The 26,315-nt window shown below is 68.6% G+C and carries 22 protein-coding genes; 11 read left to right on the top strand and 11 right to left on the bottom strand.

From position 1 onward, the window contains the following. Positions 1-72 precede the first annotated feature (72 nt). Positions 73-906: a TetR/AcrR family transcriptional regulator gene (locus ACI6GS_RS00955; RefSeq protein ID WP_439815904.1), complete on the bottom strand. Its 834-nt coding sequence runs from the start codon at positions 904-906 to the stop codon at positions 73-75. Between ACI6GS_RS00955 and ACI6GS_RS00950 the strand changes: the two genes are divergently transcribed. From ACI6GS_RS00950 to aepY, 6 genes are all read left to right on the top strand, one after another. Next, positions 892-2,055 (top strand): efflux RND transporter periplasmic adaptor subunit, encoded by a 1,164-nt coding sequence (locus tag ACI6GS_RS00950; protein WP_439815903.1) that lies wholly within the window; start codon positions 892-894, stop codon positions 2,053-2,055. The genes ACI6GS_RS00955 and ACI6GS_RS00950 overlap by 15 nt on opposite strands. A 21-nt stretch (positions 2,056-2,076) precedes the next feature. Further along, the gene (locus ACI6GS_RS00945; protein ID WP_439815902.1) at positions 2,077-5,211 is read left to right on the top strand and encodes an efflux RND transporter permease subunit; all 3,135 of its coding nucleotides are present in this window, start codon (positions 2,077-2,079) and stop codon (positions 5,209-5,211) included. Positions 5,212-5,218: 7 nt separating this feature from the next. Continuing rightward, entirely contained in the window at positions 5,219-6,709 is a 1,491-nt protein-coding gene (locus ACI6GS_RS00940; RefSeq protein ID WP_439815901.1) for an efflux transporter outer membrane subunit, read from the top strand. Positions 6,710-7,178: 469 nt separating this feature from the next. Further along, positions 7,179-8,300 carry a 2-aminoethylphosphonate--pyruvate transaminase gene (locus ACI6GS_RS00935; protein ID WP_439815900.1) on the top strand — a complete coding sequence of 374 codons (1,122 nt, stop codon included), beginning with the start codon at positions 7,179-7,181 and terminating at the stop codon, positions 8,298-8,300. A gap of 40 nt (positions 8,301-8,340) precedes the next feature. After that, a complete protein-coding gene (gene aepX / locus ACI6GS_RS00930) occupies positions 8,341-10,008 on the top strand; it encodes a phosphoenolpyruvate mutase (protein ID WP_439815899.1) in 1,668 nt (555 codons plus the stop codon). Beyond that, the gene (gene aepY / locus ACI6GS_RS00925) at positions 10,008-11,144 is read left to right on the top strand and encodes a phosphonopyruvate decarboxylase (protein WP_439815898.1); all 1,137 of its coding nucleotides are present in this window, start codon (positions 10,008-10,010) and stop codon (positions 11,142-11,144) included. The genes aepX and aepY overlap by 1 nt, the downstream gene beginning before the upstream one ends. Before the next feature lie 306 nt (positions 11,145-11,450). On the opposite strand, the gene ACI6GS_RS00920 is transcribed toward aepY, so the two are convergent. From ACI6GS_RS00920 to ACI6GS_RS00910, 3 genes are all read right to left on the bottom strand, one after another. Further along, complete coding sequence (locus ACI6GS_RS00920) at positions 11,451-12,026, bottom strand: fasciclin domain-containing protein (protein WP_439815897.1); 576 nt, start codon at positions 12,024-12,026, stop codon at positions 11,451-11,453. 111 nt (positions 12,027-12,137) lie between these two features. Further along, on the bottom strand, positions 12,138-13,733 hold the full coding sequence (locus tag ACI6GS_RS00915; RefSeq protein WP_439815896.1) for an AMP-binding protein: 1,596 nt from the start codon (positions 13,731-13,733) through the stop codon (positions 12,138-12,140). Then, the gene (locus ACI6GS_RS00910) at positions 13,730-14,902 is read right to left on the bottom strand and encodes an iron-containing alcohol dehydrogenase (RefSeq protein ID WP_439815895.1); all 1,173 of its coding nucleotides are present in this window, start codon (positions 14,900-14,902) and stop codon (positions 13,730-13,732) included. The genes ACI6GS_RS00915 and ACI6GS_RS00910 overlap by 4 nt, the downstream gene beginning before the upstream one ends. Positions 14,903-15,123: 221 nt before the next feature. On the opposite strand from ACI6GS_RS00910, the gene ACI6GS_RS00905 reads away from it, so the two are divergent. Further along, positions 15,124-15,699, top strand: a complete 576-nt coding sequence (locus tag ACI6GS_RS00905) for a hypothetical protein (RefSeq protein WP_439815894.1) — start codon at positions 15,124-15,126, stop codon at positions 15,697-15,699. A gap of 66 nt (positions 15,700-15,765) precedes the next feature. On the opposite strand, the gene ACI6GS_RS00900 is transcribed toward ACI6GS_RS00905, so the two are convergent. The 3 genes from ACI6GS_RS00900 to ACI6GS_RS00890 form a co-directional block, all read right to left on the bottom strand. After that, positions 15,766-15,948, bottom strand: coding sequence for a hypothetical protein (locus ACI6GS_RS00900; protein ID WP_439815893.1), 183 nt, complete (start codon positions 15,946-15,948; stop codon positions 15,766-15,768). A gap of 46 nt (positions 15,949-15,994) precedes the next feature. Then, positions 15,995-17,317 carry an ammonium transporter gene (locus ACI6GS_RS00895; protein WP_439815892.1) on the bottom strand — a complete coding sequence of 441 codons (1,323 nt, stop codon included), beginning with the start codon at positions 17,315-17,317 and terminating at the stop codon, positions 15,995-15,997. Between the two features lie 154 nt (positions 17,318-17,471). Next, positions 17,472-17,996 carry a gamma carbonic anhydrase family protein gene (locus ACI6GS_RS00890; RefSeq protein ID WP_439815891.1) on the bottom strand — a complete coding sequence of 175 codons (525 nt, stop codon included), beginning with the start codon at positions 17,994-17,996 and terminating at the stop codon, positions 17,472-17,474. Between the two features lie 102 nt (positions 17,997-18,098). Between ACI6GS_RS00890 and ACI6GS_RS00885 the strand changes: the two genes are divergently transcribed. Beyond that, the gene (locus tag ACI6GS_RS00885; RefSeq protein ID WP_439815890.1) at positions 18,099-18,539 is read left to right on the top strand and encodes a hypothetical protein; all 441 of its coding nucleotides are present in this window, start codon (positions 18,099-18,101) and stop codon (positions 18,537-18,539) included. A 68-nt stretch (positions 18,540-18,607) separates the two neighbouring features. On the opposite strand, the gene ACI6GS_RS00880 is transcribed toward ACI6GS_RS00885, so the two are convergent. The 3 genes from ACI6GS_RS00880 to ACI6GS_RS00870 form a co-directional block, all read right to left on the bottom strand. Beyond that, positions 18,608-19,084: a hypothetical protein gene (locus ACI6GS_RS00880; protein WP_439815889.1), complete on the bottom strand. Its 477-nt coding sequence runs from the start codon at positions 19,082-19,084 to the stop codon at positions 18,608-18,610. A 148-nt stretch (positions 19,085-19,232) separates the two neighbouring features. After that, a complete protein-coding gene (locus tag ACI6GS_RS00875; RefSeq protein ID WP_439815888.1) occupies positions 19,233-19,946 on the bottom strand; it encodes a type 1 glutamine amidotransferase in 714 nt (237 codons plus the stop codon). A 59-nt stretch (positions 19,947-20,005) separates the two neighbouring features. Next, positions 20,006-21,634: an acyl-CoA synthetase gene (locus tag ACI6GS_RS00870; protein WP_439815887.1), complete on the bottom strand. Its 1,629-nt coding sequence runs from the start codon at positions 21,632-21,634 to the stop codon at positions 20,006-20,008. A 192-nt stretch (positions 21,635-21,826) separates the two neighbouring features. Between ACI6GS_RS00870 and ACI6GS_RS00865 the strand changes: the two genes are divergently transcribed. The 3 genes from ACI6GS_RS00865 to ACI6GS_RS00855 all read left to right on the top strand — a co-directional run bounded on the left by ACI6GS_RS00865 (position 21,827) and on the right by ACI6GS_RS00855 (position 25,831). After that, positions 21,827-22,396 (top strand): hypothetical protein, encoded by a 570-nt coding sequence (locus ACI6GS_RS00865; RefSeq protein WP_439815886.1) that lies wholly within the window; start codon positions 21,827-21,829, stop codon positions 22,394-22,396. A gap of 61 nt (positions 22,397-22,457) precedes the next feature. Continuing rightward, positions 22,458-22,808 carry a cupin domain-containing protein gene (locus ACI6GS_RS00860; RefSeq protein WP_439815885.1) on the top strand — a complete coding sequence of 117 codons (351 nt, stop codon included), beginning with the start codon at positions 22,458-22,460 and terminating at the stop codon, positions 22,806-22,808. 86 nt (positions 22,809-22,894) lie between these two features. After that, the gene (locus tag ACI6GS_RS00855; protein ID WP_439815884.1) at positions 22,895-25,831 is read left to right on the top strand and encodes an efflux RND transporter permease subunit; all 2,937 of its coding nucleotides are present in this window, start codon (positions 22,895-22,897) and stop codon (positions 25,829-25,831) included. Between the two features lie 112 nt (positions 25,832-25,943). Here ACI6GS_RS00855 and ACI6GS_RS00850 read toward each other — a convergent pair whose 3' ends face one another. Beyond that, positions 25,944-26,243 carry a hypothetical protein gene (locus ACI6GS_RS00850; RefSeq protein WP_439815883.1) on the bottom strand — a complete coding sequence of 100 codons (300 nt, stop codon included), beginning with the start codon at positions 26,241-26,243 and terminating at the stop codon, positions 25,944-25,946. Positions 26,244-26,315 lie beyond the last annotated feature (72 nt).

The following is a 26,315-nucleotide window of genomic DNA, read 5'->3' as shown; positions in this document are numbered from 1 at the left end:
TTTTGCAAGTCGAAACTGCTTCTGCCTCTACCCTGCCGTGTGGGGGATCGTTGGGCCTCTGTACCGACCGGGCTACAGCGTATCGGCCAGCAGGGCCTCGATGATGCGGCTGCGCAGGGCGATGACGCCCCGGGAATAGCCGCCCGGATTCTGGATCGCGCGCAGGGCGCGGGCCTCGAACAGGGCCGAAATGATCTCCATCCGTGTCGCCCGCGTCTCGGCGTCCCAGTGGGGCCTGGCGCGCGCGAACATGCGCTGCATCGACTCGCGTGTTTCCCGATCCGCCCATTCGACCAGGGCGGCAATCTCCGGATTGCGCGATGCTTCGGCGGCGATCTCGACCGTCAGGCCCGATTCCAAGCGGTCCATGCCTTCGGGATCGGGGGGGCGTTCCTCGCTCAGGCTCACCAGGTTGCTGAGGTCGCCGGCCAGGCGCTCGAAGAAGGCCTGCCGATTTGCGACTGTAGTCTCAACAATCGCGCGGATGATATCGTTCTTGGAACTGAAGTGGCGGTAGATCTGGCCGACGCTCAGTTGGGCGGACGCCGCGATGTGGTCCATGCTGGTCTGGTGGAAGCCGCGTCGGCTGAACCCGGCCTTGGCGGCGGCGATGATCTGGGCGCGGCGTTCCTCGGCCAGGTCCTGCCGGCGCGTCGCATCCTGTCGGCGTGGCTCTTCCGGTCGGCGTGGCTCTTCCGGCCGGCGGGCGGGCCGGGTTTGCGGGGATTTCCCGGCCTGCGGGGTGGCGGCGATCCCGTCCGGGGGCGGCGTATTGTTGCAGTGCAGCAATGCGTGGCCGGTCTGGGGCTTGCTTTTTCCTGCGGACAAGCAATATTCCGGCTGAAAGTGAGAACGAGCGTTCACTCTATCTCGTGAGGCGGCGTGTCGACAATGCGGATCTTCCATCTGGCAGGCGCCGTGGCCGCCCTCGCGATGCTTGCTGCCTGCGGCGATGAGCCGGGCCAGGCCAATGCCCAGCAGCAGGCGCCCCCACCACCCCAGGTTGGCATCATCACCCTGGCGCCGCAGCGCGTGCCGCTCGACACCGAGCTGGCCGGCCGCACGAGTGCGTTCCAGGTGTCGGAAGTGCGGCCCCAGGTCTCGGGCATCATCAAGGCGCGCCTGTTCGCGGAGGGCTCCGACGTCCAGGCCGGCCAGCCGCTCTACCAGATCGACGACGCGACCTACCGCGCCGCCTTCGAGCAGGCCAAGGCCCAGGCCGCGGCAACGCAGGCCAACATCGAGTCGCTGCGCCTGCGGGCCGAGCGCTATGCCGGGCTGGTGCGTGTCAACGGCGTCAGCCGGCAGGAGGCCGACGACGCCAAGGCTGCCTACCAGCAGGCCCAGGCCGCCGTCGCCGCGGACCGCGCGGCGCTCCAGGCCGCGCAGATCAACCTGAACTACACGACCCTGGCGGCCCCGATCTCCGGCCGCATCGGGCGCTCGAGCGTGACGGCCGGTGCCCTGGTCACGGCCAGCCAGGCCACGGCGCTGGCCACGATCATGCAGCTGGACCCGATCTACGTCGACATCACCCAGTCCAGCCAGGAGATCCTGGCCCTGAAGCGGCAATTCGCCAGCGGCGGGTCCGCCCCCGTCGACGCGCCCGTCTCGCTGCGGCTGGAGGACGGCACCGAGTACGCCCTGAAGGGCAAGCTGGAGTTCACCGAGGTGGGCGTGGACGCGGCAACGGGCACCGTGACGCTGCGCGCCCAGTTCCCCAATCCCGATGGCCTGCTGCTGCCCGGCATGTTCGTGCGCGCGGTGCTGACCCAGTCGGTCCAGGACGACGCCATCCTGGCGCCGCAGCAGGGGGTTGCGCGCAACAACAAGGGCGAAGCCACGGCCATGGTCCTGACCGCCGACAATACGGTTGAATCGCGCATCCTGGTCACGCCGCGCACCGTCGGCACCAGCTGGCTGGTCACCGACGGGCTCAAGGCGGGTGACCGCCTGATCGTCGACGGTCTGCAGAAGATCCGCCCGGGTGCGAAGGCCGTGCCGGTGGAGGCCGACCTGGCCGCGATCGCGAACAATCCGCGCATCGTCCAGTAGGACGGCCAGGAGAGTCCCGCCATGGCTAAGTTCTTCATCGCGCGGCCGATCTTCGCGATCGTCATCGCCATCATCATCATGCTGGCGGGGGCTACCTCGATCTTCTCGCTGCCGGTGTCGCAGTATCCCGACATCGCGCCGCCGACCGTCACGATCTCGGCCAGCTATCCGGGTGCCTCGGCCGCGACGCTGGAAAACAGCGTGACCAAGGTGATCGAGCAGCAGCTGAAGGGCATTGACGGCCTGCTCTACTTCTCGTCGACCAGCCAGTCGTCGGGCCAGGCCTCGATCACCGTCACGCTGGAGCAGGGCACCGATCCCGACATCGCCCAGGTCCAGGTCCAGAACAAGGTGCAGCAGGCGCTCAACCGCCTGCCCCAGGCGGTGCAGGCGCTGGGCGTCACGGTCGCCAAGTCGCAGTCGGACTTCCTGATGATCGTCGGCCTCTATGACGAGACCGACCGGGCGACCAATATCGACATTTCCGACTTCATGATCAGCAACCTCGTCGATCCGCTCAGCCGGCTCGAAGGGGTGGGCGACGTCACGGTGTTCGGGGCGCAGTACGCCATGCGCATCTGGCTCGACCCGGGCAAGCTCAACTCGTTCGGCCTGATGCCGTCCGACGTGACCAGCGCGATCCAGGCGCAGAATACCCAGGTCTCGGCGGGCGAGGTGGGGGCAAGGCCGGCCCTGCCGGGTCAGATGCTGAACGCGACCGTCACCGCCCTGTCGCGCCTGCAGACGGCTGAGGAGTTCGAGAACATCATCCTGCGCAGCGACACGAGCGGGGCGACGGTGCGCCTGCGCGACGTCGCCAGGGTTGAGCTGGGGGCCGAGAACTACGGCACGACGTCGCGCTTCAACGGCCATCCTTCGGCCGGCATTGCGGTGCAGCTGGCCTCAGGCGCCAATGCGCTCTCCGTTGCCGACCTGGTCAAGGCGCGGGTCGCCGAACTGGAGCCAACCTTCCCCGAGGGCTATGTCGTCGCCTATCCGATCGATTCGACCGAGTTCGTGCGCATCTCGATCGAGGAGGTGATCAAGACCCTGGTCGAGGCGATCTTCCTGGTCCTGATCGTAATGTTCGTGTTCCTGCAGAACTGGCGGGTCACGATCATTCCGATGATCGCCGTGCCGGTCGTCCTGCTGGGCACGTTCGGCATCCTGTCGGCGCTGGGCTTCTCGATCAACACCCTGACCCTGTTCGCAATGGTGCTGGCGATCGGCCTGCTGGTCGACGACGCGATCGTGGTGGTCGAGAACGTCGAGCGCATCATGCGGGAGGAAGGCCTTCCCCCGCGCGAGGCGACCATCAAGTCGATGGAGGAGATCACCCCCGCCCTGGTCGGCATCGTGCTGGTGCTGACCGCGGTGTTCCTGCCGATGGCCTTCTTCGGCGGCTCGGTCGGCGTGATCTATCGCCAGTTCTCGGTCACCATCGTTTCGGCCATGGCGCTGTCGCTGCTGGTCGCGATCGTGCTGACGCCGGCGCTGTGCGCCACGATCCTGCGCCCGGTGCATATCGACCCGGCGACGCAGCGCGGCTTCTTCGGCTGGTTCAACCGCTGGTTCGGGCGGACGCAGCAGCGCTATGGCCGCGGCGTCGGCTTCGTCGCCCGGCGGCCCGTGACCTTCATGGCGCTGTTCGTCGTCGTGATCGGCCTGCTGGCGGTCATGTTCACGCGGATGCCGACCAGCTTCCTGCCGGACGAGGACCAGGGCCAGGCCTTCGTCGTCTACACGCTGCCCTCCGGCGCGACCACGGCGCGCACGCAGACCATGGCGATGAAGGTGCAGGAGTACTTCGCGGAGCACGAGCCCCACAACGTGAAGGGCGTCTTCACCCTGGCCGGCTTCAGCTTCAACGGCTCGGGCCAGAACGCCGGCATGGCCTTCCTCACCATGCATAATTGGGACGACCGCCCGGGGGCCGAGAATTCGGCCCAGGCGATCGCCAACCGCGCTATGGCTCATTTCTCGCAGGAACGCGATGCCCAGGTCTTTGCCCTGGTCCCGCCGTCGGTGCGTGCGCTGGGGCGCTCCGCCGGCTTCGAGATGTGGCTGCAGGACCCCCAGGCCAGCGGCCACGCGGCGCTGATGCAGGCGCGCAATCAGGTCCTGGGCGGCGCCGCCAAGGAGCCTTCCGTGATGGCGGTGCGGCCCAACGGGCTTGAGGATACGGCTCAGCTGCACATCGAGATCGACCAGGCCAAGGCCGGCGTGCTCGGCCTGTCCCAGGCCGACATCAACAGCACCCTGTCCACGGCCTGGGGCGGGACCTATGTGAACGACTTCATCGACCGCGGCCGAGTCAAGCGCGTGTATGTCCAGGGCGACGCGCCGTTCCGCTCGGCGCCGGAGGACCTGAACCAGTGGTACGTCCGGGGCAGCACGGGCGCCATGACGCCGTTCTCGGCCTTCACCACCAGCGAGTGGACCTACGGCTCGCCGCAGCTGCAGCGCTTCAACGGGCTGGCCGCCGTGCAGATCCAGGGCGCGCCCGCGCCAGGGCAGAGCACGGGTGCCGCGATGGATACGATGCAGCGCCTGGTCGATGGGGTGGAGGGCGACTATTCGCTGGCCTGGAGCGGCATCAGCTTCCAGGAGCGGCTGTCGAGCGGGCAGGCGCCCATCCTCTACGCGCTCTCGATCCTGGTCATCTTCCTGTGCCTGGCGGCACTCTATGAAAGCTGGTCGATCCCGCTGTCGGTCCTGCTGGTCATTCCGCTGGGCGTGATCGGGGCCGTGCTGGCGGCGACCGCCCGCGGCCTGACCAACGACATCTTCTTCCAGGTGGGCCTGCTGACGACGATCGGCCTGTCGTCCAAGAACGCGATCCTGATCGTCGAGTTTGCCGAGGCCGGGGTGAAACGCGGCATGACCGCGTTCGATGCCGCGGTCGAGGGGGCGGTCCTGCGCCTGCGTCCCATCCTGATGACGTCGTTGGCCTTCACCGCCGGCATCCTGCCGCTGGCGCTCGCCACCGGCGCGGGTGCTGCCAGCCAGAACGACATCGGCACCGGCGTCATCGGTGGCGTGCTGACCGGCACCTTCTTCGGCATCTTCATGGTCCCGCTCTTCTTCGTGCTGGTGCACCGGCTGTTCGGCCAGCGGCACCCGGAGCCGGTCGCCGCCCCGCAGCCTGCGGAATAGGGTTTCAATGCGCATTCCGTTGATCGCCGTCTCGGCGCTGGGCCTGCTGGCGGCCTGTTCCACGCTGGAGCCCGAGTACGAGCAGCCGCCGGCCCCGGTGCCGGCATCGCTGCCCCAGGGCGGGGCCTACCCGCCCGCCGGCGCCGGCCAGTACGACCTGACCGCGCTGCGCTGGACCGACTTCTTCACCGATGGCCAGCTGCGCACCGTCCTGGCGCTGGCCCTCGCCAACAACCGCGACCTGCGCGTGGCGGCCGGCAATGTCGTTGCGGCCCGGGCCCGCTATCGGGTGCAGGATTCGAACCGCCTGCCCGATGTCCGTGGCGGGGCGGACGGCGCGTACCAGATCACGCCCAGCGGGCCGGGCCGCGAGATCGAATCGCGGAGCTATTCCGTGTCGGTCGGCTTCAGCGCCTTCGAGCTTGACCTGTTCGGCCGGCTGAAGAGCCTGTCCAACCAGGCGCTGCAATCCTATTTCGCGACCGAATGGGCGGCGCGCGCCACGCGCATCAGCCTGCTGGCCGAGACGGCGCGTGCCTACCTGACCCTGGCTGCCGACCGCGACCTGCTGCGCATTGCGGGCGAGACGCTGGCTTCGGCGCAGACCTCGCTCGACCTGACCCAGCGCCGCTTCGAGGGCGAAGTCGCGTCCGAGCTGGACGTGGTCCAGGCCCGCACCATCCTGGAGCAGGCGCGGGCGGACGTTGCGGCCTTCACCACGCTGGTCGAGCAGGACCGCAATGCGCTGGACCTGCTGGTTGGCGCCCGCGTGGCCGACGCCCTGCTGCCCGAGGGGCTGGGCCGCGACTACACCCTGGCGGCGCTGCCCGCCAACCTGGATTCGCGGGTGCTGCTGCGCCGGCCAGACGTGCTGCAGGCCGAATACGCCCTGCGCGCGGCGAATGCCAATATCGGCGCGGCGCGCGCCGCGTTCTTCCCGACGATCTCGCTCACGACGTCGGCCGGGCTGTCCAGCACCGACCTGGGGCGCCTGTTCAGCGATCCGTCGCAGGTCCTGCTGTTCAACCCGTCGATCTCGATCCCGATCTTCAACGCGGGCGAGAACGAGGCCAACCTGGATTTGGCCCAGGCCCAGCGGGATGTCGCCGTCTCGACCTATGAGCGGGCGATCCAGGTCGCCTTTCGCGAGGTCGCCGATTCGCTGGCGCAACAGGGCACGATCGACCGGCAGCTCGCCGCCCGTGCCGCCAATGTCGAGGCGGCGCAGACCAGCTATCGCCTGTCGAATGCGCGCTATGATGCCGGGGTCGACACGTTCCTGAACACGCTGGACGCCCAGCGCACGCTCTACCAGGCGCAGCAGGCCCTGGTCTCGACCCGCCTCACGCGCGCGGCGAACCTGGTGACGCTGTATGCGACCGTCGGCGGCGGCCTGGCCGGCGACTATGCCCCGGGCGAGCCCGTTATCGGCCTTACGCCGACCCAGCCCGCCGACCCCGAGGTGGACGGCGCTCCCGCCTCAGCCGGTCCCGGCTGAGCGTGCTGGACGCCTCAGCGGGGTGGGGGTTGGTTTCGACTCTGCCACACAGAGCGTTCCCGCCCGTCCAGGCCGCGGACGAATACCACGGCCTCGTACTTCAGTTGGACAGAGAGAAGGGCGGCGTCTGTCGCGGCCTTGATCGCGGCTTTCTGCGAGCGATATGGGCCAAAGGACGAGCCGTCCAGTTCAATGACCCAGCCCCGCGTTTCGTGCAGGACGAGGTAGCGCGCTAGGCGGGGTGTGGGAGCACGACTCATGCGCCGCAGATGGTACGACGTGATATAGTCAGTATGCCAGCGAACAGACGCGGATCCGTGTCTGTTTTGGGTGAACATTATGTCGCTGGCGTTGCCTCGGCAGCGACGCACCGCTATGCAACACTCAACAATCGGCCCTGAAGCCCGGCACGGTCATGCGTGCCCCCCGGGCGCCGCCCATCGTTCTGCCAACCATGCGAGGCGACGCGTTGAAGACGCTGCTGCTGACCCCGGGCCCCCTGACCACCAGCGATGCGACGCGCGCGGCGCTGAACCGGGACTGGGGCTCACGCGATGGCGACTTCGTGGCGATGAGCGAGCGCGTGCGCGCCAGGCTGGCCGCGCTGGCCGGTGTTGCCGACACGCACGAGGCGGTGCCGGTCCAGGGCAGCGGCACCTTCGCGGTCGAAGCGGCGATCCAGACCCTGCTGCCGCGCGACGGGCGCCTGCTGGTCCTGGTCAATGGTGCCTATGGCCGGCGCATGGTGGAGATGGCGCATCGCCTGGGCCGCGCCGTGACCGCGCTGGAGGTGGCGGAGGATGCGGCCATCGATCCCGCGGCGGTCGCCCTGGTCCTGGCGCAGGACCAGGCCGTCACCGACGTGGCGCTGGTCCATTGCGAGACGACCAGCGGCCTGCTGAACCCGCTGGAGGCGATTGCCGGCGTCGTGGCCGCCGCCGGGCGCGGCCTGATGGTCGACGCCATGAGTTCGTTCGGCGGCGTACCGATCGACGGCCGCGCGGCCCCGTTCAAGGCGCTGATGGCCTCGGCCAACAAGGGGCTGGAGGGCGTGCCGGGCCTGGGCTTCGTGCTGGTCGAGCGCCAGGCCCTGCGTGCGGCCCGCGGCACGGCCAGCAGTCTGAGCCTGGACCTGCACGCGCAATGGCAGGGTTTCGTGGCCAACGGGCAGTGGCGCTTCACGCCCCCGACCCAGGTGGTGGCCGCCTTGGACGCCGCACTGGACCAGCTCGACGCCGAAGGCGGCGTCGCCGGGCGTCACGCCCGCTACAGCGCCAACTGCCGCATCCTGGTCGAGGGGATGGCGCGGCTGGGCTTCGAGACCTATGTCGCCCCTGGGCTGCAGGCGCCGGTTATTGTGACCTTCCGCCCGCCGGCGGGCGACTGGTTCGACTTCGACGAGATGTATGCCTGGCTGCACGGCCGCGGCATCGTGATTTATCCGGGCAAGCTGACGGCTGAGCCCAGCTTCCGCATCGGCTGCATCGGGGCCGTGGGGCCGGACGACATGGCGCGCGCCGTGGCCGCCATCGCCACCTTCGTGGCCGAGCGTCGGGGCGTCGCCGCCGAGCCGGCGCTCGCCCGGGCCTGATGCCGCCTCTCCCACCGTCCCCCAGTCCAGGAGCTTGAGCATGACCGACCGGGCCGCCAGCCAGCGTCCGTTCCAGATGGTGGAGGGCGGCCGCGGGGGCCGCGACAGTCGGCCCGCCGCCTTGCGCCGCCTGCTGACCCAGGCGGACCTTGCCTTCATCATGGAGGCGCATTCCGGCCTGTCTGCCAAGATCGTGGAGGAGGCGGGCTTTGCCGGGATCTGGGCGTCCGGCCTGTCCATGTCGGCGATGCTGGGCCTGCGTGACAACAACGAGGCATCCTGGACCCAGGTCCTGGACATGCTGGAATACATGGCCGACGCGACCAGCCTGCCGATCCTGGTCGACGGCGACACCGGCTATGGCAATTTCAACAATGTCCGTCGCCTGGTGCGCAAGCTGGGCGAGCGCGGCATTGCCGGCGTCTGCATCGAGGACAAGCTGTTCCCAAAGACCAACTCGTTCATTGGCGAGGCGCAACCCCTGGCCGATATCGAGGAGTTCTGCGGCCGCATCCGTGCGGGCAAGGACGCCCAGACCGACGACGACTTCTCGATCGTGGCGCGGGTCGAGGCGCTGATCTCCGGCCATTCGATGGACGAGGCGCTGCGCCGGGCCGAGGCCTATCACCAGGCCGGCGCCGATGCGATCCTGATCCATTCGAAGAAGGCCCATGCGGGCGAGATCATCGGCTTCATGGAGCGCTGGGGCGACCGGGCGCCCGTCGTCATCGTGCCGACCATGTACCACGCAACGCCGGCGGACGTGTTCCGGAAGGCCGGCATTGCCATGGTCATCTGGGCCAACCACCTGATCCGCTCGTCGATCACGGCGATGCGGGAGGCCGCGCGCCAGATCCGCGACAGCGAGTCCCTGGGCGCTGTCGAGGGTCGGGTGGCCAGCGTCCACGACATCTTTGCCCTGATGGGCAATGACGAGCTGGAGGAGGCATCGGCCCGCTATCTGCCGGCGGTGGCTCCGCCGCGCGCCATCGTGCTGGCCGCATCCCGCGGGAGCGAGTTGGGCGCCCTGACCGCGGAGCAGCCCAAGTGCATGGTCGACATTCGCGGCCGGCCGCTGTTGCGCCACCTGGTCGACACGCTGGGCAGCAGCGGCGTGCGCGGCGTCACCGTCGTGCGCGGCTACCGGGCGGAGGCGATCGCACTGGACGGCATCGCCACGGTCGACAATCCCGATTACGCGGTGACGGGGGAGGCGGCCTCCCTCGCCTGCGCGCTGGAGGCGCTGACCCAGGAGACGGTGATCGTCTATGGCGACGTGCTCTTCCGGCGCTACATCCTGGAGGGACTGCTGGCGACCAAGGCCGATATCGTCCTGGCCGTCGACGCCTCGCCCGAACGGCGCGCGGCACGCCTGGCCAATCCACGCGACCTGGTCCGTGCCGACCGTGCCTTCTCCGCGACCTACCTGGACGAGGCGCCGGCGCGCCTGCTGGCGATCGGGCTGGGCGACGGGGCGGACGCGACGGGCGAATGGATCGGCCTGATGCGGGTGACCGCCCGCGGTGCCGCCCTGGTGCGGGAGGAACTTGAGGCGATGGGACGCGACGGCAGCCTGGCCCAGGCGGACCTGGCCGTGCTGATCGACCGCCTGAACGCGCGCGAGCCGGTGGCGGTGCACTACATCACCGGCAACTGGCTGGATGTGGACACCATGACCGACCTGGCCGACGCCCGGAACTTCTCCTGATGATCGCGGCGCGGGACTTCATCGACGCGGCCGCCGCGCGCGGCATCGACTTCTATTCCGGCGTCCCGTGCAGCTTCCTGACCCCGCTGATGAACGGCGTGCTGGGCAGCCCTGGCCTGACCCATGTCGGCGCGGCGAGCGAGGGCGAGGCGGTCGCGATCGCCGCCGGCGCCTGGCTGGCGGGGCGCGGCACGGCGGTCCTGTGCCAGAATTCGGGTCTGGGCAATGCGGTCAACCCGCTGACCTCGCTCAACGCGCCGTTCCGCATCCCGACCCTGTTCATCACCACCTGGCGCGGCCAGCCGGACCTCAAGGACGAGCCGCAGCACGAGGTGATGGGGCGCATCACGCACGACCTGCTGGCCCTGATAGGGCTGGAGCATCGTCCCTTCCCGACCGAGGCGGCGGCCATCGGCCCTGCGCTGGATGAGGCGCTGGCCCTGATGCAGGCGCGCGGCCTTCCCGTGGGCCTTGTCCTGGCCCAGGGCAGCGTCGCGGACGAGCCGCTGCACCAGGTGCCCTACGCGGCCCCGCCGCCCGGGCAGCGCCACGACCTGTGCACCCATGGCGCCCGGCCGCCGCGGGCGGCCCTGCTGGAGGTCGTCCTGCGCGACCTGCCGGCCGACGTCCCGGTCATTGCGACCACGGGCAAGTGCGGGCGCGAACTGTTCACCCTGGCCGACCGGGCGCAACACCTCTATCAGGTCGGCTCGATGGGCGGGGCCAGCGGCATGGCGCTGGGGGTGGCGCTGGCCAGCGGCCGGCGGACCCTGGTCCTGGACGGCGACGGTGCCGCGCTGATGAAGCTGGGGGCGCTGGCCACGATCGGGGCCCATCGCCCGCCGGCCCTGCTCCATGTCCTGCTGGACAATGGCGTGCACGATTCCACGGGGGGACAGGCGACCGTCTCGCCCGTTGTGGACTTTGCCGCGGTGGCGCTGGCCTGCGGCTATGCCGCCGCGTGGTCGTGCGACGACGTCGCGGGCTTCGAACTGGCGCTGCGCCAGGCGCTGGCGACATCCGGCCCGGTCCTGGTCCACGCGCGGATCGCGCCCGGTTCGATGGCGACGCTGGGCCGTCCGACCATTGCCCCGCACGAGGTCGCACAACGTTTCCGCGCATTCCTGGCGGATTAGCGAAGAGCCGGAACAATCGACCGAGCCTGGGGTGGCAAACCCGTCGTCCTGTTCCGGCTCCCCCTGCGTGTCCGGCCGTGACCCTGGCCGGAGGCCGATGGCCGGGACGCAAGCGCTGTACGCAACGACGCAACCTGGACCGGGATCGTGCGCCTGCGCGCTGGCAATCCCGGCCCCCACAGACTTGCCCGTGATGCGGGCATCGTCTGTGATGGCTACGGCGCTACGTTTCCATTTGGATCGGTCGATCGGGCGGAAGTGTGGCGCCCGTCACGTTCCGCAGCGCATCAGCGTCCCGGCAGGGGCTCAGGTCTTGGGCATCAGCACCGTGTCGATGACGTGGACCACGCCATTCGACTGGGTTACGTCCGCCGTCTCGACCGACGCCGTGCCACCGGCCGCGTCGGTGATGGTCAGCTTGCCACCGTCGTCCTTCACGGTCAGCGTGCCGCCCTGGACGGTGGTCAACGTGGCGGTGCCTCCGCCGGCCTTGGCCTGCGCCATCAGGTCGGCCGCGGTCAGGGTGCCGGGCACGACGTGATAGGTCAGGATGCCGGTCAGCGTGGCCTTGTTCTCGGGCTTCACCAGCGTGTCGACCGTACCGGCCGGAAGCTTGGCGAAGGCATCATTGGTCGGCGCAAAGACCGTGAACGGCCCCGGGCCCGACAGCGTCTCGACCAGGCCCGCCGCGGTGACCGCCGCGACCAGCGTGGTCAGGTTCGATGCCTGCGAGGCGTTCTCCGGAATGGTCTTGGTCGGCAGCATGGCGGCACCGCCCACCATGACCTCGGCCTGCGCGGCCGACACGGCCATGCCCAGGCTTGCGGCCGAGGCGATGGCAAGGGCGCTGGCGGCCAGCAGGGACTTTCCGATCCGGTTCATCTGGGCTCTCCTCATACGGTCAAGCGACTGCCCCGCCATGGCAGGGGCAGCGCTGACTACGGCACCCCGTCGGCCCCGGATCGAAATCAGCGACCTGCCGGTTTGGGCAGGTCAGCCGGCCAGCCGCTCCCGCTTCAGGCGCAGGCCCGCCGCCTCCCGGTCCCAGGAATCCGCGGTGACGCCGTCGGCGCGCAACTGCACCTTCTGCACCTTGGCCGTCGGCGTCTTGGGCAGCGGGCTGAGGATGCGGATGTAGCGGGGGATCATGAAGTAGGGCAGGCGCGGCTCCAGGAAGGCGATCAGGCCCGCGGGATCGATCGTGCGGCCCGCCACGGGGGCCAGGACCGCCATCACGTCGTCCTCTCCCACGGGGCTTGGCACGCCGATGGCCGCGGCCTCGGCCACGTCCGGGTGCGCCAGCAGCGCGGCCTCGACCTCGAAGCTTGAGATGTTCTCGCCGCGCCGTCGGATCGCATCCTTGACCCGGTCGACGAAGAAGAAGTTCCCCTGCGCGTCCTGGCGGAACGCATCGCCCGTGTGGAACCAGCCATTGCGCCAGGCGCGCGCCGTGGCCTCCGGGTTCTTGTAGTAGCCGGAATTCATCGCCCAGGGCCGGTCGGTGCGGACGATCATTTCGCCCACCTCACCCACGGGAACCTCGATGTCGTGGGCATCGACCAGCCGCACATCGACCCCCGGCCGGACCGTGCCGCAGGTGCCCTGCACCGTGGGGTTGGGGCCAGAGACGGTCGGACTGGCCACCTCCGTCATGTTGAAGATCGTGTAGAGGTCGATGCCGAAGCGGGCGCGAAAGGCGTCCGCCTCGTTGGTGAACGGTACCATCAGGGCCAGCCGGACCTTGTGCTCGCGGTCGCGCGGATCGGCTGGCGCCTTCAGCAGGAAGGTCGCCATGACGCCCAGCAGGAACATGGCCGTGGTGCCCGTGGCCCGCGCCACGTCCCAGAACCGCTCGGTGGAGAAGTTCTCCATCAGCGCGATCGACCCGCCACGGGCCAGCATGACCGCGGGCAGGCCCATGCCGCCGATATGGAAGATCGGCATGTTGACCAGGAAGCGGTCCTCGCCCGTGACAAAGGGCCAGGTTTCCGGTCCTGCATTGCTGAACAGGTGCAGGTAGGACGACAGCACCCCCTTGGACGGCCCGGTGGTGCCAGAGGTGAAGATGATCGACTGCGGGTCCCAAGGCCGGATCGGCCGGGCCAGGGGGCCGGCCTCTCCCACCGTCGCCATCAGGTCCTCAAGGCGCAACGGGGCGGCCGGATCGCCGGCCACGACCAGGGTCGCGATCCTGTGCTCGACCTCCTCCAGGCGCGGGACCAGCCCGGCATGGGCGATCAGCACCGTGGCGTCCGAAAGGTCCAGCACATGGGCCAGGATGGCGCCGCGATAGGCGGTGTTGAACGGCACGAACACCGCGCCCAGCACGTTGATCGCGAAAAAGGCCAGCAGCGCCTGCGGCCCATTCGGCAGCCACACCGCGACATGGTCCCCCTGGGCCACGCCCAGCCCCTGCAGCCCCGCCGCCAGCCGATGGGCACGGGCCCGCGTCTCGGCAAAGCTCCAATGGCTGCCGTCCTCGAACACGACATAGGGCGCCTCGGGCTTCTCCCGCGCCCAATGATCCAGCTGGTCGCGCAGGATGCAGCGTTCGGGCGGCGGGATGCGCGGATCGGCCACCGGGCTCACAGCGCGCTCTCCAGGATCTGGCGGACGTCCGCGGGGCCGAAAATCGTGCGTGGATTGGTCCGGCCCCAGGGGTCGTACATCGTGTTCCGGGCGATGGTGTCCAGGTTGTCCACGCTGATCCCCACCTCGCGCAGGGTGCGCGGCATGCCCAGGTTGCGGATGAAGTCGTCGACCAGGCGGAACGCCGGCACGTCGAGCTGCCCGAAGCAGGCGCTGATCCGCTTCTGCCGCGCCTCGTTCACCTCGGCGTTGAAGGCCAGGACATAGGGGGCCATGACGCAGCTCGTATAGCCGTGGGGTACGCCGAAACTGCCCCCCAGGACATGGCCGATGGCATGGCTGGCCCCCATCGGCACGCCGCCGACCAGGGGCAGCATGGACTGCCAGGCGCCGACCTGGCATTTCAGCCGGGCCTCGATGTCGCCGGGATCGGCCTTGACCCGGGTCAGGCCCTCGATCAACAGGCGCAGCGCGTTGTCGGCGATGCCGTCGGCGAAGTCGTTGGACTGCAGAGAGCCCAGCGCCTCCAGCGCATGGTCCAGTGCCCGCACACCGGTCGAGAACCACAGCCATTCGGGCGTGTGCCGGGTCAGGGCCGGATCCAGGATCACGCAGACCGGCGTCAGCAGGCGGTGCTCATAGCCCTGCTTCAGGCGGGTCACCTCGTCCGTCGCGCCGCTCAGGGCGTTGAACTCGCCACCCGACAGGGTCGTCGGCACGGCGATCGTGCGGATGTCCGGTGCGGCCCAGCGCGCATTGGCCATCGTCCCGTCCGCGTCCACGCGCAGCCGGAAGGCGTCCATCCCCTCGGCCGTGGTCACGTCGTGCTTCAGGCACATGGGCACGATCTTGCCGGCGTCGGTCACGGAACCGCCGCCCACGGTGACGATCACGTCGGCCTGGACGGAACGCGCCAGGTTCGCGGCCGCCACCACGGCGCCCCGGGGCGCATGGGCCGGGACCGAATCGAACGTCGCCGCATGACGCGCACCCAGCGCCGCGCGGATGCGCTCCACCTCGTCGGTCCGGGTGTTCAGTGCGTTGCTGGTGACCAGCAGGGCGCGCGATACGCCCAGGCGGTCCATGGCCTCCGGGATCGCCGTCGCGGCGGGACGGCCCAGGACGACGCGCTCGACCGCGGGCCAGGCGATTTCGGTGGACCGAATCATGCCGCGTCGCCTTGTGTGTTGCCGGTCATGGCCGGATCCCTCCCTGTTTTCTTGGGCCAGGATCGCAAGCCTGTGTCTGCGGTCAACAGCCTTGGTGAACGGCGTTCGCGCGAGCGCCCGCCGCGCTGTGGCGCCATGCCGCAGCGATCGGCAGGAAATGCACAAGGTTCGCCTGTGCACCATGTGCGCGCGGGACTGGCCCTTGCAGTATGGATTCTGCGTTGATCGACTTGTTCATGAAGACGGCCTGCCGCGTCCGGGGCAGCCAGGTCCTTCTGCTGCGGCGCGAGATCCGACCCGCCGATTTCCGCTTCTGCCTCTCGAACATCAGCCTGGTCGACATCATCGACGGTGGGCAGGACTTCCGCTATCGCCTGGTGGGCGAGACGGTGCGCTCGGCCCTGGGCGCACCCATCCACGGCCGCCGCGTCACGGACCAGTTCAACCCGTTGGTCAATCGCGCCGGGCTGCTGGCGGTCTATCGCCGGGCCGCGATGGCGCGCGACCCGATGCGGGTCACCGGCACCTATTACAACGGTCGGGGCATCGTCCGGCCGTTCACGGCGGCGGGCATCGCCATCTCGGACGACGGCGCCACGGCAAGCGGTCTGCTGGTCTGCACGGTCTTTCCGGGGGTGCAGCGGGTCGGCGCCTTTCCCTCGATCGAGGATGAGGCCGACGGCATGCTGGCGGGTCCGTTCGGACCCGATTTCGGGACTCCGCCGCTTGATCCCAGGCTGCTCCTGGCCACAGCCGAGGGCGGCGCGCTCAGCGCCTGGCCGCAGCCGCTGGGCTGATCCCCGGCGCCTGGGGCCGGGAGCGCGGGGCCCGGTCGTGCCGGACCCCGCCCCCTCAGGCCTTCCTCAGTGGTGGCCGCCGGTACCGTTGGTTGCCGCCAGGTAGCTTTTGCGTTCGTGCTGGAACGCATTGACGACCGTGGCGACGGTCAGGCCCAGCATCAGGATCGCCAGGACGGCAACCATGGTGGGGCTGTGGGCGAAGGTGAAATAGGCCTCCGCGCCATCCCATGTCGTGATCGGGCTCATCGTGCGGGTTCCTTCTCGTGATGGGTGGACAGGCAGTGGGTGGGGGTCATTCGGCGGGCGCGCCGACCGGCACGCCGGGCCCTTCCGGATAGGGCCGGCTGGGCACCTTCACGATGTCCAGGCCCATGACCTCGACCTTCTCGGGGACGCGCAGGATGCCCATCACCTTCAGCAGCAGCGACAGCAGGTAGCCGGGCACGAAGCCCAGCAGGACCATGACTACGGCGCTGCCCAGCTGGCCCAGGAAGTTCACCGGGGGCGCGCCCTCGGCGACGTTGGGATAGCCGGCCAGGAAGATTCCGGCCGCCAGCAGGCTGACCACGCCGCTATAGCCATGCACCGCAACCGCGCCGACCGCATCGTCGATGCCCATGCGGGTGACGAAGTTCGCCACCAGCGGGATCGTGGCGCCGGTGAAGAAGGCGATGGCGAAGGCCAGCGGCGGATAATAGATCTCCAGGCCGGCGGCACAGGCGATGATCCCGGCAAGCGCGCCGGACATCATCCAGAACGGCTCCCGCGTCGTGAAATAGGCGCCAAGGACACCGCCGCCAAAGCCCATCAGGGTGTTGAAGGCAAAGGCCGAAAGCGTCGTGGGAGTGTTGAAGATCGTCACCCACTGGCCGCCGTTCACGTAGATGATGCAGCCGCCCAGGAAGCCGAAGAAGCCCATGATGATCAGCATCAGGCCGATCAGCGACAGCGGCACGTTGTGGCCCGGAATGTCGACGGCGCGGCCGTCGGACAGGAAGCGGCCGATGCGCGGGCCCAGGTTGATCAGCACGCCCAGCGTGAAGAACCCGGCAATGGTGTGGACGCAGCCGGCCGCCGCGGTGTCGTGGAAGCCCCATTCCGTCGTCAGCCAGCCGGCCGGGTGCCAGCCCCAGGCCGCCCCCAGGATCCAGACGAACGCGCCCAGGGCGATGGCCAGGATGATGAAGGCACCGACCGTGATGCGCTCGATCACCGAGCCCGACATGATCGAGGCGGTGGTAGCGGCGAACATGGTGAAGGCCGCCCAGAAGATGCCGCTGGCACTGTCGGTCAGGTTCGGCCCCATGTTGGACGACCAGGCCAGGGCCGCCCACCCGGTTTCCGAGATCGTGAAGCCGGTCGGGAAGGCATTGTAGATGAACCAGCCGAACAGATAGAAGGTCGGCACCAGGAAGGCGAAGGCCAGGATGTTCTTCACGCCCGCGGCCAGCGTGTTCTTGATCCGCGAGGCGCCCATCTCGTACGCAAGGAAGCCTGCGTGGATGGACACCATCAGGGCGGTACACCACCAGTAGAGGATTTCGGCGTTCACCTTGCCCAGCATGTCGAACTTTGCCGACAGCTCGGTCAGTTGCGCTATCTGTTCGGGTGTCATAGGTCCCCCTCGGAGCGTTTTGTGGCGCCCCTCCGGACCCTGTCCTCCCCGTCCCGTCGCAACCCCCGACGGTTCTTATCCGGTAAAATGGTACAGGCGGGCCTTCGCGCTCTTCAAGCACCACTTAGGACCCGCCGGTCCCTTTTGGTTGAAATCAGCCAACCGGTTGCAGACCGGTCTTGAAGCGCTTGGCGTTGGCCACATAGCCTTGGGCCGAGAGCTTCAGCATGGCGATCTCCTGCTCGCGCAGGGGCCGCACGACCTTCGCCGGGGCGCCCATGATCATCGAGCCGTCGGGGAACTCCTTGCCCTCGGTGATCAGGGAGCCGGCACCGACCAGGCAGTTGCGGCCGATGCGGGCGCGGTTCAGGACGACGGAGTTGATGCCGACCAGGCTGTCCTCCCCGATCGTGCAGCCATGCAGCATGACCTTGTGCCCGATCGTGACGTTCGGCCCGATCGACAGGGTGATGCCGGGGTCGGTGTGCAGGATCGCACCATCCTGGACGTTGGAGCCGTCGCCGATCTCGATCCAGTCGGTATCGCCCCGGACCACGGCATTGAACCAGACACTGGCCCAGCGGCCCAGGCGGACCCGTCCCACCACGGTCGCGTTGTCGGCGACCCAGAAGTCGTCCCCCTGGGTTTCCGGGCGGATCTGGTCAAGGGCATAGAGCATCGAGCGTTTCCTGGTTGGCAATGGTCAGCGTGTTTGACTTTTTGAACGGCGGCAGCAGAGTCTGCTTCTCTTCCAGTGGGTTCGGGGGCGGGGCGTCAGCGGATGGTGAGCACTGAGGCGATTTTCCGCGAGGCGTTGATCTCCGTCGATAATTTTGCGCTGGAATGGCCGCCGCACATGCAGCCGTTCCAGCTCCTGGCGCAGGACCTCAACGCCCTGGTCAAGCGGCTGAACCCGAAATTCGGCTTCAGCCATACCGACCTGGTGGCGATGCACGATCGCCTGGATACCAGCATCTTCGATCCGCAGGAATACAAATATCTGCGGCTGAAGTTCCTCTGCCTGCACGACGAGAACATATTCAATATCGTCGTGCTGACCTATAATTATCGCGACAACAATTCCTATTTATATTTCGCGATCGACGACAAGGAGCACGCCGTCGGATCGCGCGACCGGGACGAGACGATCCGCGGCATCATCTACCTGGTTGCGGAAACCTTCTCCAAGGTCCCCAAGGGCGACGAAGACGAGGATATGTAGGCGCCCGGCGCGAAATTCCCTCCTCCCCCGTCCCGAAGGGGTGGGGAAGGAGGGAATTGGCGGCTGCCTCAGGCGGCGGCGCGGGGCGCGTCGAAGGCCTGGGCCCAGCCGGCGGGCGACATGGTCGCCAGGTATTCCGCCTGCATCTGGGGCGTCAGGACCTCGACCAGGGTCGCATTGTCGATCCAGAGTTCGATCACCCCGAACGCATCGCCGCGCTTGCACACCTTGGCCATCCAGCCTTCCCGCTTGGCGATCGCCCTGACCGCGTCGGTGTCCAGCGGGGTCGCGATCGCGGCATGGGTCGCGGTGAAGCGGGACGCGGCGGCATTGATGTGAAACAGCACTTCGTCCTCGCCCGGGGCCGGCACCATCTCGCTGCCGAGGGGAAAGACCTCGATCGCGGTGCCGCGGTCGTCGCCGGCCAGGGCGATGAACGACCCGGCATGCGGCGGAAAGGGCATCACCGTGCCCTGCCACAGCTCCGCGATGACGCGGGCGGCGCGTTCGGGGTCGGCGGCACAGATCGAGATGTGGAACAGCATGATCCAACTCTGGACAGGACGGTACGGATGCGCCCGCACCGCCAGATCTAGCCAGCCTGCCGCCGTCGCGGGAGTGTCGACAATCACAGGGACTGACAGCCTGTCAGTGCGGCGCCGCTGCCTGTGGCGGCGGTCACAGCCGCAGTGTTCAGTGCGCGGCAATCGCCATGAAGTTGTCGTACAGGCCGCGTGCCTGACGGGCGAACCCGGGCATCGCGGCAGCGGCCAGTGCGTCCAGCCGGGCCAGCGCCCCCACGCCCTGGCTCGCCTCAAGCGAGGCGGCGTATTCGGGCACGCAGCCCCAGTCGGCGACCGTCGTCGCCGTCAGCTCGACATGGTACTGCAGCCCGTACGCCCTGGCCCCGACGCGCAACCCCTGGATCGCGCAGGCGGGGGAGGAGGCAAGCACCGCTGCGCCTGGGGGCGCCTCCAGCACCGCGGCGCCATGCCACTGCAGCGCGACCGCGCGGTCAGGCTGGCCTTCAAACAGCGGATCGGCGCGCCCCGCGGGGGTCAGGTCGATGTCCAGGATGCCCACTTCGGCTTCCGCCATCTTGCCCACGCGGCCGCCCATCGCGTCGCCCAGCAACTGGTGCCCCAGGCACAGGCCGAAATAGGGCATGCCGCGCCCCACCGCCGCTCGGATCGCCGCCTTCTCCGCGATCAGCCAGGGGTGCTGGTCCTCCTCCCACACGTCCATCGGCCCACCCATGACCCACAACTGGTCATAGGGGGCAAGGTCGGGAATGGCCTGGCCCTGGTCCAGCTCCACGGCGTCCCAGGCGATGCCGTCGGCCGCCAGGAACTCGCGGAAGATGCCCGGATGCTCGGCCGGGTGATGCTGGAAGACCAGGATGCGCATGGCGGCTCCGTCGGCTGACCTCAGGCGCATCTGACCATGTGCGGTCCGACGCGGCCAGATCAGGCGATGCCCAGGGCCTCCTTCGCGGCACTCTTGGCCCACTTGTAGTCGGCCTTGCCATTGGGGGCGCGCTGCACCTCGTCCACAAGGACGACATTGCGCGGCGCCTTGTAGCCGGCAAGCCTGGTGCGCACCCAGTCCATCACCGCCTGCTCGTCGGCGCTGGAGCCGGGGCGCAGGGCCGCGACCGCGGTCACCCGCTCGCCAAAGCGCTCGTCGGGCACGCCCACCACCAGGCAGTCCCAGACCGCGGGGTGCGTCTTGACGGCCTCCTCGACCTCCTCGGGGAAGACCTTCTCGCCGCCGGTATTGATGCAGACCGACCCGCGGCCCAGCAGGGTGATGGTGCCGTCCGCCTCGACCGTCGCGAAGTCGCCGGCCAGGGCATAGCGCTCGCCGTCGATCACCTTGAACGTCTCCGCCGACTTCTTCGGGTCCTTCCAATAGCCCAACGGAACGTTGCCGCCGGCGGCAATACGCCCGATCTCGCCCGATCCCGGTGCCACCTGGCGGCCGTCCTCGGTGATGACCTTGGTCGTGGGGTTGGGCACGAACTTGGCCGTGGCGACCGGTGGCGCCTCCCGCGTGGCAAAGGCCATGCCGATGCCGCCCTCGGTCGAGCCCATGCCGTCGATCAGCGTGAAGGCATGATGCGCCAGCAGGCCCAGCTTCACTTCCGTCGTGAACATGACGCCCGACGAGATGATCACCTGCATGGAGGAGATGTCATAGGGCCGCCCGGCCGCCTTCGCGCGGTCAAGCGCCGCCAGCATCGGCTTGGCGAAGGCATCGCCCACGATCGCGATGTCGGTCGCCTTGTGCCGCTCGACCAGCTGCCACAGTTCGTCCGCATCGAAATGGGTGGAAGTCAGCGTGATCGCGGCACCCCCCATGGCGTGCGGGATCATGGCGCCCAGCCACATGCCGGTGCCGTGCATCAGGGGACAGGCGACGACACTGCGCGGCGCCATGCCCTTGGCCACCAGGTCGGCGGCGGCGGCGGCGGCGTCCGCGACCGTCAGCGGGCGGGGCAGGCCACGGAACTCGTAACCCGCCAGCAGGCCGCCGCAATGGCCGCCATGGGTGTACATCACCCCCTTGGGCATGCCGGTCGTGCCGCCGGTATAGAGCATGTAGAGGTCGTCCTCCGCCCGCTCGATCCGGGGGGCAGGCCTGCTCTGCGCGATCAGCCCCTCGTACAGGCGGACGCCCGGCGCCGGCGCGCCGTTGCCGCCGACCTGGACCAGGTTGCGCAAGCCGGGCAGGCGGTCGCGGATCGCCTCGATCCGGTCAGCGAACTCCGCCTCGAACACCACGGTGTCGGCATCGGCGTTGTCGAGCAGATAGATCAGCTCGTCCTCGCGATAGCGCCAGTTCACGTTGATGGGCACGCCCCGCAGCTTCATCGCGGCGAACTGCGCCTCCATGTACTCGGGCGAGTTGGTGAGGTAGAGCGCCACCTTGCTGTCCGCGCCGACGCCGAGCCCGCCCAGTGCCTGGGCCAGCCTGGCCGAGCGGGTTTCATACTCGCGCCAGGACACGACCCGGTCGCCATGGATCAGCGCGGGCGCATCGGGCACGGCATCGGCGATCGCTTCCCACAATGTCGCGAAATGCATCGATGTCATCGCCGGACCTCCCCTTGACCATTCTTGTCGGACCATCGTCCGGGGGCGAATGGTCGGGTTCGCGGCACGCCTGTCAAGCGGTGGCTGCAGGCGGCCCTTCCGGCCGGTTCGGGTTGGTGCCGCGCCATGCCGTGCCGGGGATGTGACGGTCGCCGGTTGGGCGGGCCGATGCTGCTCTGATAGGCTCAGGCCATGTCGCGCGTACTCTTCATCGGCTTCCTGGCGCTGGCGCTGGCCGGCTTGGGCATCGCCTTGGCCCTGCTGACCCCGGTGCCGCGCGATTGCTGCGCGGCGCCCATCGTGTCGGTGCCCCTGTCGCCGGCCCCGCCGGCACCCGCTGCCGAGCCACCCGCGGACGCCCCGGCGGACGCCGCGACGGACGCACCCGTTCCCGCAACACCGCCGGTTGCGGCGGCCCCGGCAGGGGCACCGCTGCCGACGCCGGCCGTGGTCCCGCCTGCGGTGGCTCCGCCGGCGACCGACGCCGCGCCGCCGCCGCCGGCCGCCGCGACCGTGCCGGCCCCCGGCGTCGTCTCGGGGTCCGAGGCCCTGCCGCCGCCGCCGCTTGCCGAGGAGCCCGCCCCGCCGCCCCAGGACGGCGCTCCCCCCACCACCGTAACGGCCCAGGACCAGGGGCAGCAGCCGGACGCAGGACCTCCCGGCCTGCCGCCCCTGCCGGTGATCGAGCTGAAGCCCAACCCCATCCACACGCCGCGCGACCTGCTGATGCCGGGCGAGCGGCGCTGGCCAGGACGCAGCTAGATGGCCGCCGCGGCCTTCCGCGCCGGCTGTGCTGAGACGCAAGCTCCAGAGGATGAGACCCGTGACCGAGCGCCGCATCACCCCGATCCATGACACCCCCCTGGCCGTCTATGACCTGGATGGCGAGGTCCAGCGCGACATCGGTTGGGTTCCCCTCAACTACGACCGCGCGCGGATGGAAGGTTCGTTCCTGATGCGCATGTCGCCAGGCTCGTCCAGCCTGCCGCATGTCCATCCGGGTCACGAACAATTCCTGATTCTGGAAGGTGAATTGATCGATGACGACGGAACAGTGTTCAGGGCCGGGGACTTCGTGTCTTTCGCGCCTTCCACCCGTCACAGCTCGCGTACGGAGACAGGTTGCCTGATCATCGTTTGGGAATGGCGGCCTGACCGTGCGGTCAGCGATTGACGCCTGCCTAGGCGTTCCCGTAAGAAGCTGACTTTCCAGACACGAAAGGGCGTCAAGCCCTCACGTATGGGGGGAACAGCCCGACCATGATGCAGCGCGTCGAGAATTTCGTCTTCCGCTTCAGGGCCTTCATATTGATGGTCCTGTTCGCGGTGACGGTGGTGATGTTCTACATGGCCACCGGCCTGCGCATGGACGCAGGCTTCACCAAGCAGCTGCCGATCGGGCACGACTACATCGATACCTACTTCCAGTATCAGGACCAGTTTGCGGGGGCGAACCGGGTCCTGATCGTGCTGGAAGCGAAGGACGGCACGATCTTCACGCCGGACTACCTGCGCGAGCTGAAGGCGGCGACCGACGACCTGTTCTTCATCCCCGGCGTCGCCCGCGGCACGGTCAGCTCGCTGTGGACCGCGAACACCCGCTTCTTCGAGATCACCGAGGACGGCATCCGGGCCGGCGACGTCATCCCGCCGTCGTTCAGCGCCGATGCCGGTGGCATGGAGCTGGCGCGGACGAACATCCTGAAGGCGGGCCTGGTCGGGCGCATGGTCGCCAACGACTTCTCCGCCTCCATGATCACGGCCGAGCTGCAGGACATCGATCCCGAGACGCGCCGCCGCCTTGACTATTTCGAGGTGGCGAAGCGGCTGGAAGAGAACATCCGGCAGAAGTACGAGAACGACAAGGTCAGCGTGAAGATCATCGGCTTCGCCAAGCTGATGGGCGACATCGCCGACGGTGCCAAGAGCGTGGTGTTCTTCTTCGCCATCGCCTTCGTCCTGACCGTTCTGATGCTGTACCTGTACTGCCGGTCGTGGACGCTGACATTCGTCACGCTGACGGCGTCGCTGTGTTCGCTGGGCTGGCAATTCGGGCTTCTGTACATCTTCGACTTCGGCCTCGACCCGCTGGCCGTGCTGGTGCCGTTCCTGGTCTTCGCCATCGGCGTGTCGCACGGCGTGCAGCAGATCAACATGATCGGCGCCGAGATCGCCAACGGGAAGACGAAGGAGCAGGCCGCCCGCGACACGTTCAGCTTCCTGTTCCTGCCGGGCTCGGTGGCACTGCTGACCTGTCTGGCCGGCTTTGGCACGCTGTACATCATCCCGATCGGCATGATCCAGGAACTGGCCATCACCGCCTCGATCGGTGTGGCGCTGAAGATCATCTCGAACCTGCTGATGCTGCCGCTGCTGGCCTCGTACATCGCGCCGACGGGCGAATATGCCCGCAAGGTGCAGGCCGCCATGGCCTCGCGCGAGAAGTACTGGCCGACGGTCGCCAAGATCGCGCTGCCCCGCAACGCGTTCATCTTCGTCGGCTTCTGCGCGATGCTCAGTGCCATCGGCATCTATGTCAGCCGCGACCTGCAGGTGGGCGACACCAATGACGGCGCGGCCGAGCTGTGGCCCAACTCGCGCTACAACACCGACACGCGCTTCATCGTCGACAACTTCAACATCGGCGTCGACCTGCTGACCGTCGTGGTGGAGACGCCGCAGGACACCTGCGTCGAACGGCGCGTCATGAACCTGCTGGACCGTTTCCAGTGGGAGATGGCGAATGTCGAGGGCGTGCAGGCGGCCATCGGCCTGCCGCTGCTGGCCAAGCAGATTGGCACGCTGTGGCGCGAGGGCAACCTGAAGTGGCGGGTCCTGCCGCGCAATTCGGACGTGCTCAGCCAGGCGATCAACCCGATCTCGACCTCGTCGGGTGCGTTCAACCAGATCTGCACCGTCATGCCGCTGCAGATCTTCCTGCGCGACCACCGGGCCGAGACGATCAACCGCGTGGTGCATGCCGTCGAGGCGTTCCGCGACGAGCACAAGCTCCACACCGAGATCGTCGGCCTGATCAATCGCATGCCCGGTGCCAGCGATGCCGACAAGGCGACCGTGGTGCACTACGCGCAGCAGGCCCTGATCCTGACGGCGATGTCCGAGTTCCTGGACGGCAACCGCGAGAGCTTCCAGCGCTTCGGCCTGGCCAGCGACTGGCTGACGCCAGAACTGGACGCGGCGGTCAAGGCGGCGCCGGCTGACTCGAAGCCCGTCGACGTCGCCCTGGCGACGCTGGACGGGATCGTGAAGCAGGCGGGCGACAACGACATCTCGCGCTCGCAGTGGAACCGGGTGATGCCCTTTGTCCGGACGCAGGTCGACAACCTGCCGGCCGAGATCAAGGAGCAGATCGACACGATCATGCAGAGCTCGACCGAGGCGAAGCGCGCCCGCGTCGCAGCCATGGCGGCCGAGTACATCCAGGCCCACCGCGTCAGCATCGAGACGGGCGATCGCAACTTCGCGACCACCCATCCGCTGGATGCTGTCGTTGCCTACCTCAGGACCCCGGGGGAGAAGCCGGCGATCCTGGAACAGGCCGCCGACTACCTGAGCCTGCCCGAGACGAAGTCCGAGGCCATCAATGTGCGCCTGGCGTCCGGCAATGTCGGCATCATGGCGGCGACGAACGAGGTCGTGGCCAAGTCCGAACTGCCGATGCTGCTCTACGTGTACGGCGTCGTCATCGCGCTGGTCCTGCTGACCTATCGCGAATGGCGCGGGTCGCTGTGCTGCGTGCTGCCGCTGATCGTGTCGACCATCATCGGCAACTGGTTCCTGACCTGGATGGGCCTGGGCCTGAAGATCGCGACGCTGCCCGTGCTGGCGATTGCGGTCGGCATCGGCGTGGACTACGGCATCTATGAGTACAACCGTATCCAGCGCTACATGCGGGCCGGCAAGAACCCGCACCAGGCCTATCTGCAGGCGCTGAAGGACGTGGGCTCGGCGACGATGTTCACGGGCTTCACCCTGGCGGTCGGCGTCTCGACCTGGAGCTTCTCGGAGCTGAAGTTCCAGGCGGACATGGGCATGCTGCTGACCTTCATGTTCATGGTGAACATGATCGGCGCGGTGACCCTGCTGCCCGCCCTGATCGCGGTGATCGAGTACATCTGGCCGGGCAAGCGCAAGCCGCTGAGCGCCGCGGAAGCGTCGATCATCCGCCTGCACTGAGCGATCGGGGCGATCGGGCTTTGGCCCGGTCGCCCCTCCTCACGCACAAGGGGCCGGCCCGCCACATGGCGCGCCGGCCCCTTGTGCGTTTGGGGGGGCCTGGATTGGGCGCTCAGCGCGGAGGCGACGGCAGGGGAGCCAATGCCGGTCCGCGGCCGACCAGGCCGGAGCCGGTGCCGAGTGTGGGTGCATAGGGCTCGCGTGGGCTGCCGATGGCACCGCCAGTCCCCGCGCCCAGGCGGGTCGTGCCCGTTGCCTGAGGTGCGGGAAGGGCCGTGCCGCTGGCGCCCGCAGGTGGCGGGGGCGGCAGCGCCATGGGCGCGCCCTGGCCCAGGCTGGGCGCCGTCGTGGTGATCGCCTGGGCCGTGGCTGGCCGAGCCTGTGTCCACGGGGCCAGCAGCAGAAGGGACATCGCCAGAAAGGCCGGACGCCAAGTGGCTGCATGCGTGGGACTGGGCATTGGCGGGCTCCCTGGCCGGATACG

It is taken from the genome of Zavarzinia sp. CC-PAN008 (assembly GCF_051903925.1).
Classification (GTDB): Bacteria; Pseudomonadota; Alphaproteobacteria; order Zavarziniales; family Zavarziniaceae.
The sequence above is the reverse complement of the archived record's forward strand: the minus strand, read 5'-3'. Positions and strand labels throughout refer to the sequence as shown.

Bases quoted from the DNA above. Each gene is read 5' to 3' on its own strand.
- ACI6GS_RS00950 (WP_439815903.1), top strand. From the start codon at position 892: ATGCGGATCTTCCATCTGGCAGGCGCCGTGGCCGCCCTCGCGATGCTT.
- ACI6GS_RS00955 (WP_439815904.1), bottom strand. From the start codon at position 906: ATGGAAGATCCGCATTGTCGACACGCCGCCTCACGAGATAGAGTGAAC.
- ACI6GS_RS00945 (WP_439815902.1), top strand. From the start codon at position 2,077: ATGGCTAAGTTCTTCATCGCGCGGCCGATCTTCGCGATCGTCATCGCC.
- ACI6GS_RS00940 (WP_439815901.1), top strand. From the start codon at position 5,219: ATGCGCATTCCGTTGATCGCCGTCTCGGCGCTGGGCCTGCTGGCGGCC.
- aepX (WP_439815899.1), top strand. From the start codon at position 8,341: ATGACCGACCGGGCCGCCAGCCAGCGTCCGTTCCAGATGGTGGAGGGC.
- aepY (WP_439815898.1), top strand. From the start codon at position 10,008: ATGATCGCGGCGCGGGACTTCATCGACGCGGCCGCCGCGCGCGGCATC.
- ACI6GS_RS00920 (WP_439815897.1), bottom strand. From the start codon at position 12,026: ATGAACCGGATCGGAAAGTCCCTGCTGGCCGCCAGCGCCCTTGCCATC.
- ACI6GS_RS00910 (WP_439815895.1), bottom strand. From the start codon at position 14,902: ATGATTCGGTCCACCGAAATCGCCTGGCCCGCGGTCGAGCGCGTCGTC.
- ACI6GS_RS00900 (WP_439815893.1), bottom strand. From the start codon at position 15,948: ATGAGCCCGATCACGACATGGGATGGCGCGGAGGCCTATTTCACCTTC.
- ACI6GS_RS00895 (WP_439815892.1), bottom strand. From the start codon at position 17,317: ATGACACCCGAACAGATAGCGCAACTGACCGAGCTGTCGGCAAAGTTC.
- ACI6GS_RS00890 (WP_439815891.1), bottom strand. From the start codon at position 17,996: ATGCTCTATGCCCTTGACCAGATCCGCCCGGAAACCCAGGGGGACGAC.
- ACI6GS_RS00885 (WP_439815890.1), top strand. From the start codon at position 18,099: ATGGTGAGCACTGAGGCGATTTTCCGCGAGGCGTTGATCTCCGTCGAT.
- ACI6GS_RS00880 (WP_439815889.1), bottom strand. From the start codon at position 19,084: ATGCTGTTCCACATCTCGATCTGTGCCGCCGACCCCGAACGCGCCGCC.
- ACI6GS_RS00875 (WP_439815888.1), bottom strand. From the start codon at position 19,946: ATGCGCATCCTGGTCTTCCAGCATCACCCGGCCGAGCATCCGGGCATC.
- ACI6GS_RS00870 (WP_439815887.1), bottom strand. From the start codon at position 21,634: ATGACATCGATGCATTTCGCGACATTGTGGGAAGCGATCGCCGATGCC.
- ACI6GS_RS00865 (WP_439815886.1), top strand. From the start codon at position 21,827: ATGTCGCGCGTACTCTTCATCGGCTTCCTGGCGCTGGCGCTGGCCGGC.
- ACI6GS_RS00855 (WP_439815884.1), top strand. From the start codon at position 22,895: ATGATGCAGCGCGTCGAGAATTTCGTCTTCCGCTTCAGGGCCTTCATA.
- ACI6GS_RS00850 (WP_439815883.1), bottom strand. From the start codon at position 26,243: ATGTCCCTTCTGCTGCTGGCCCCGTGGACACAGGCTCGGCCAGCCACG.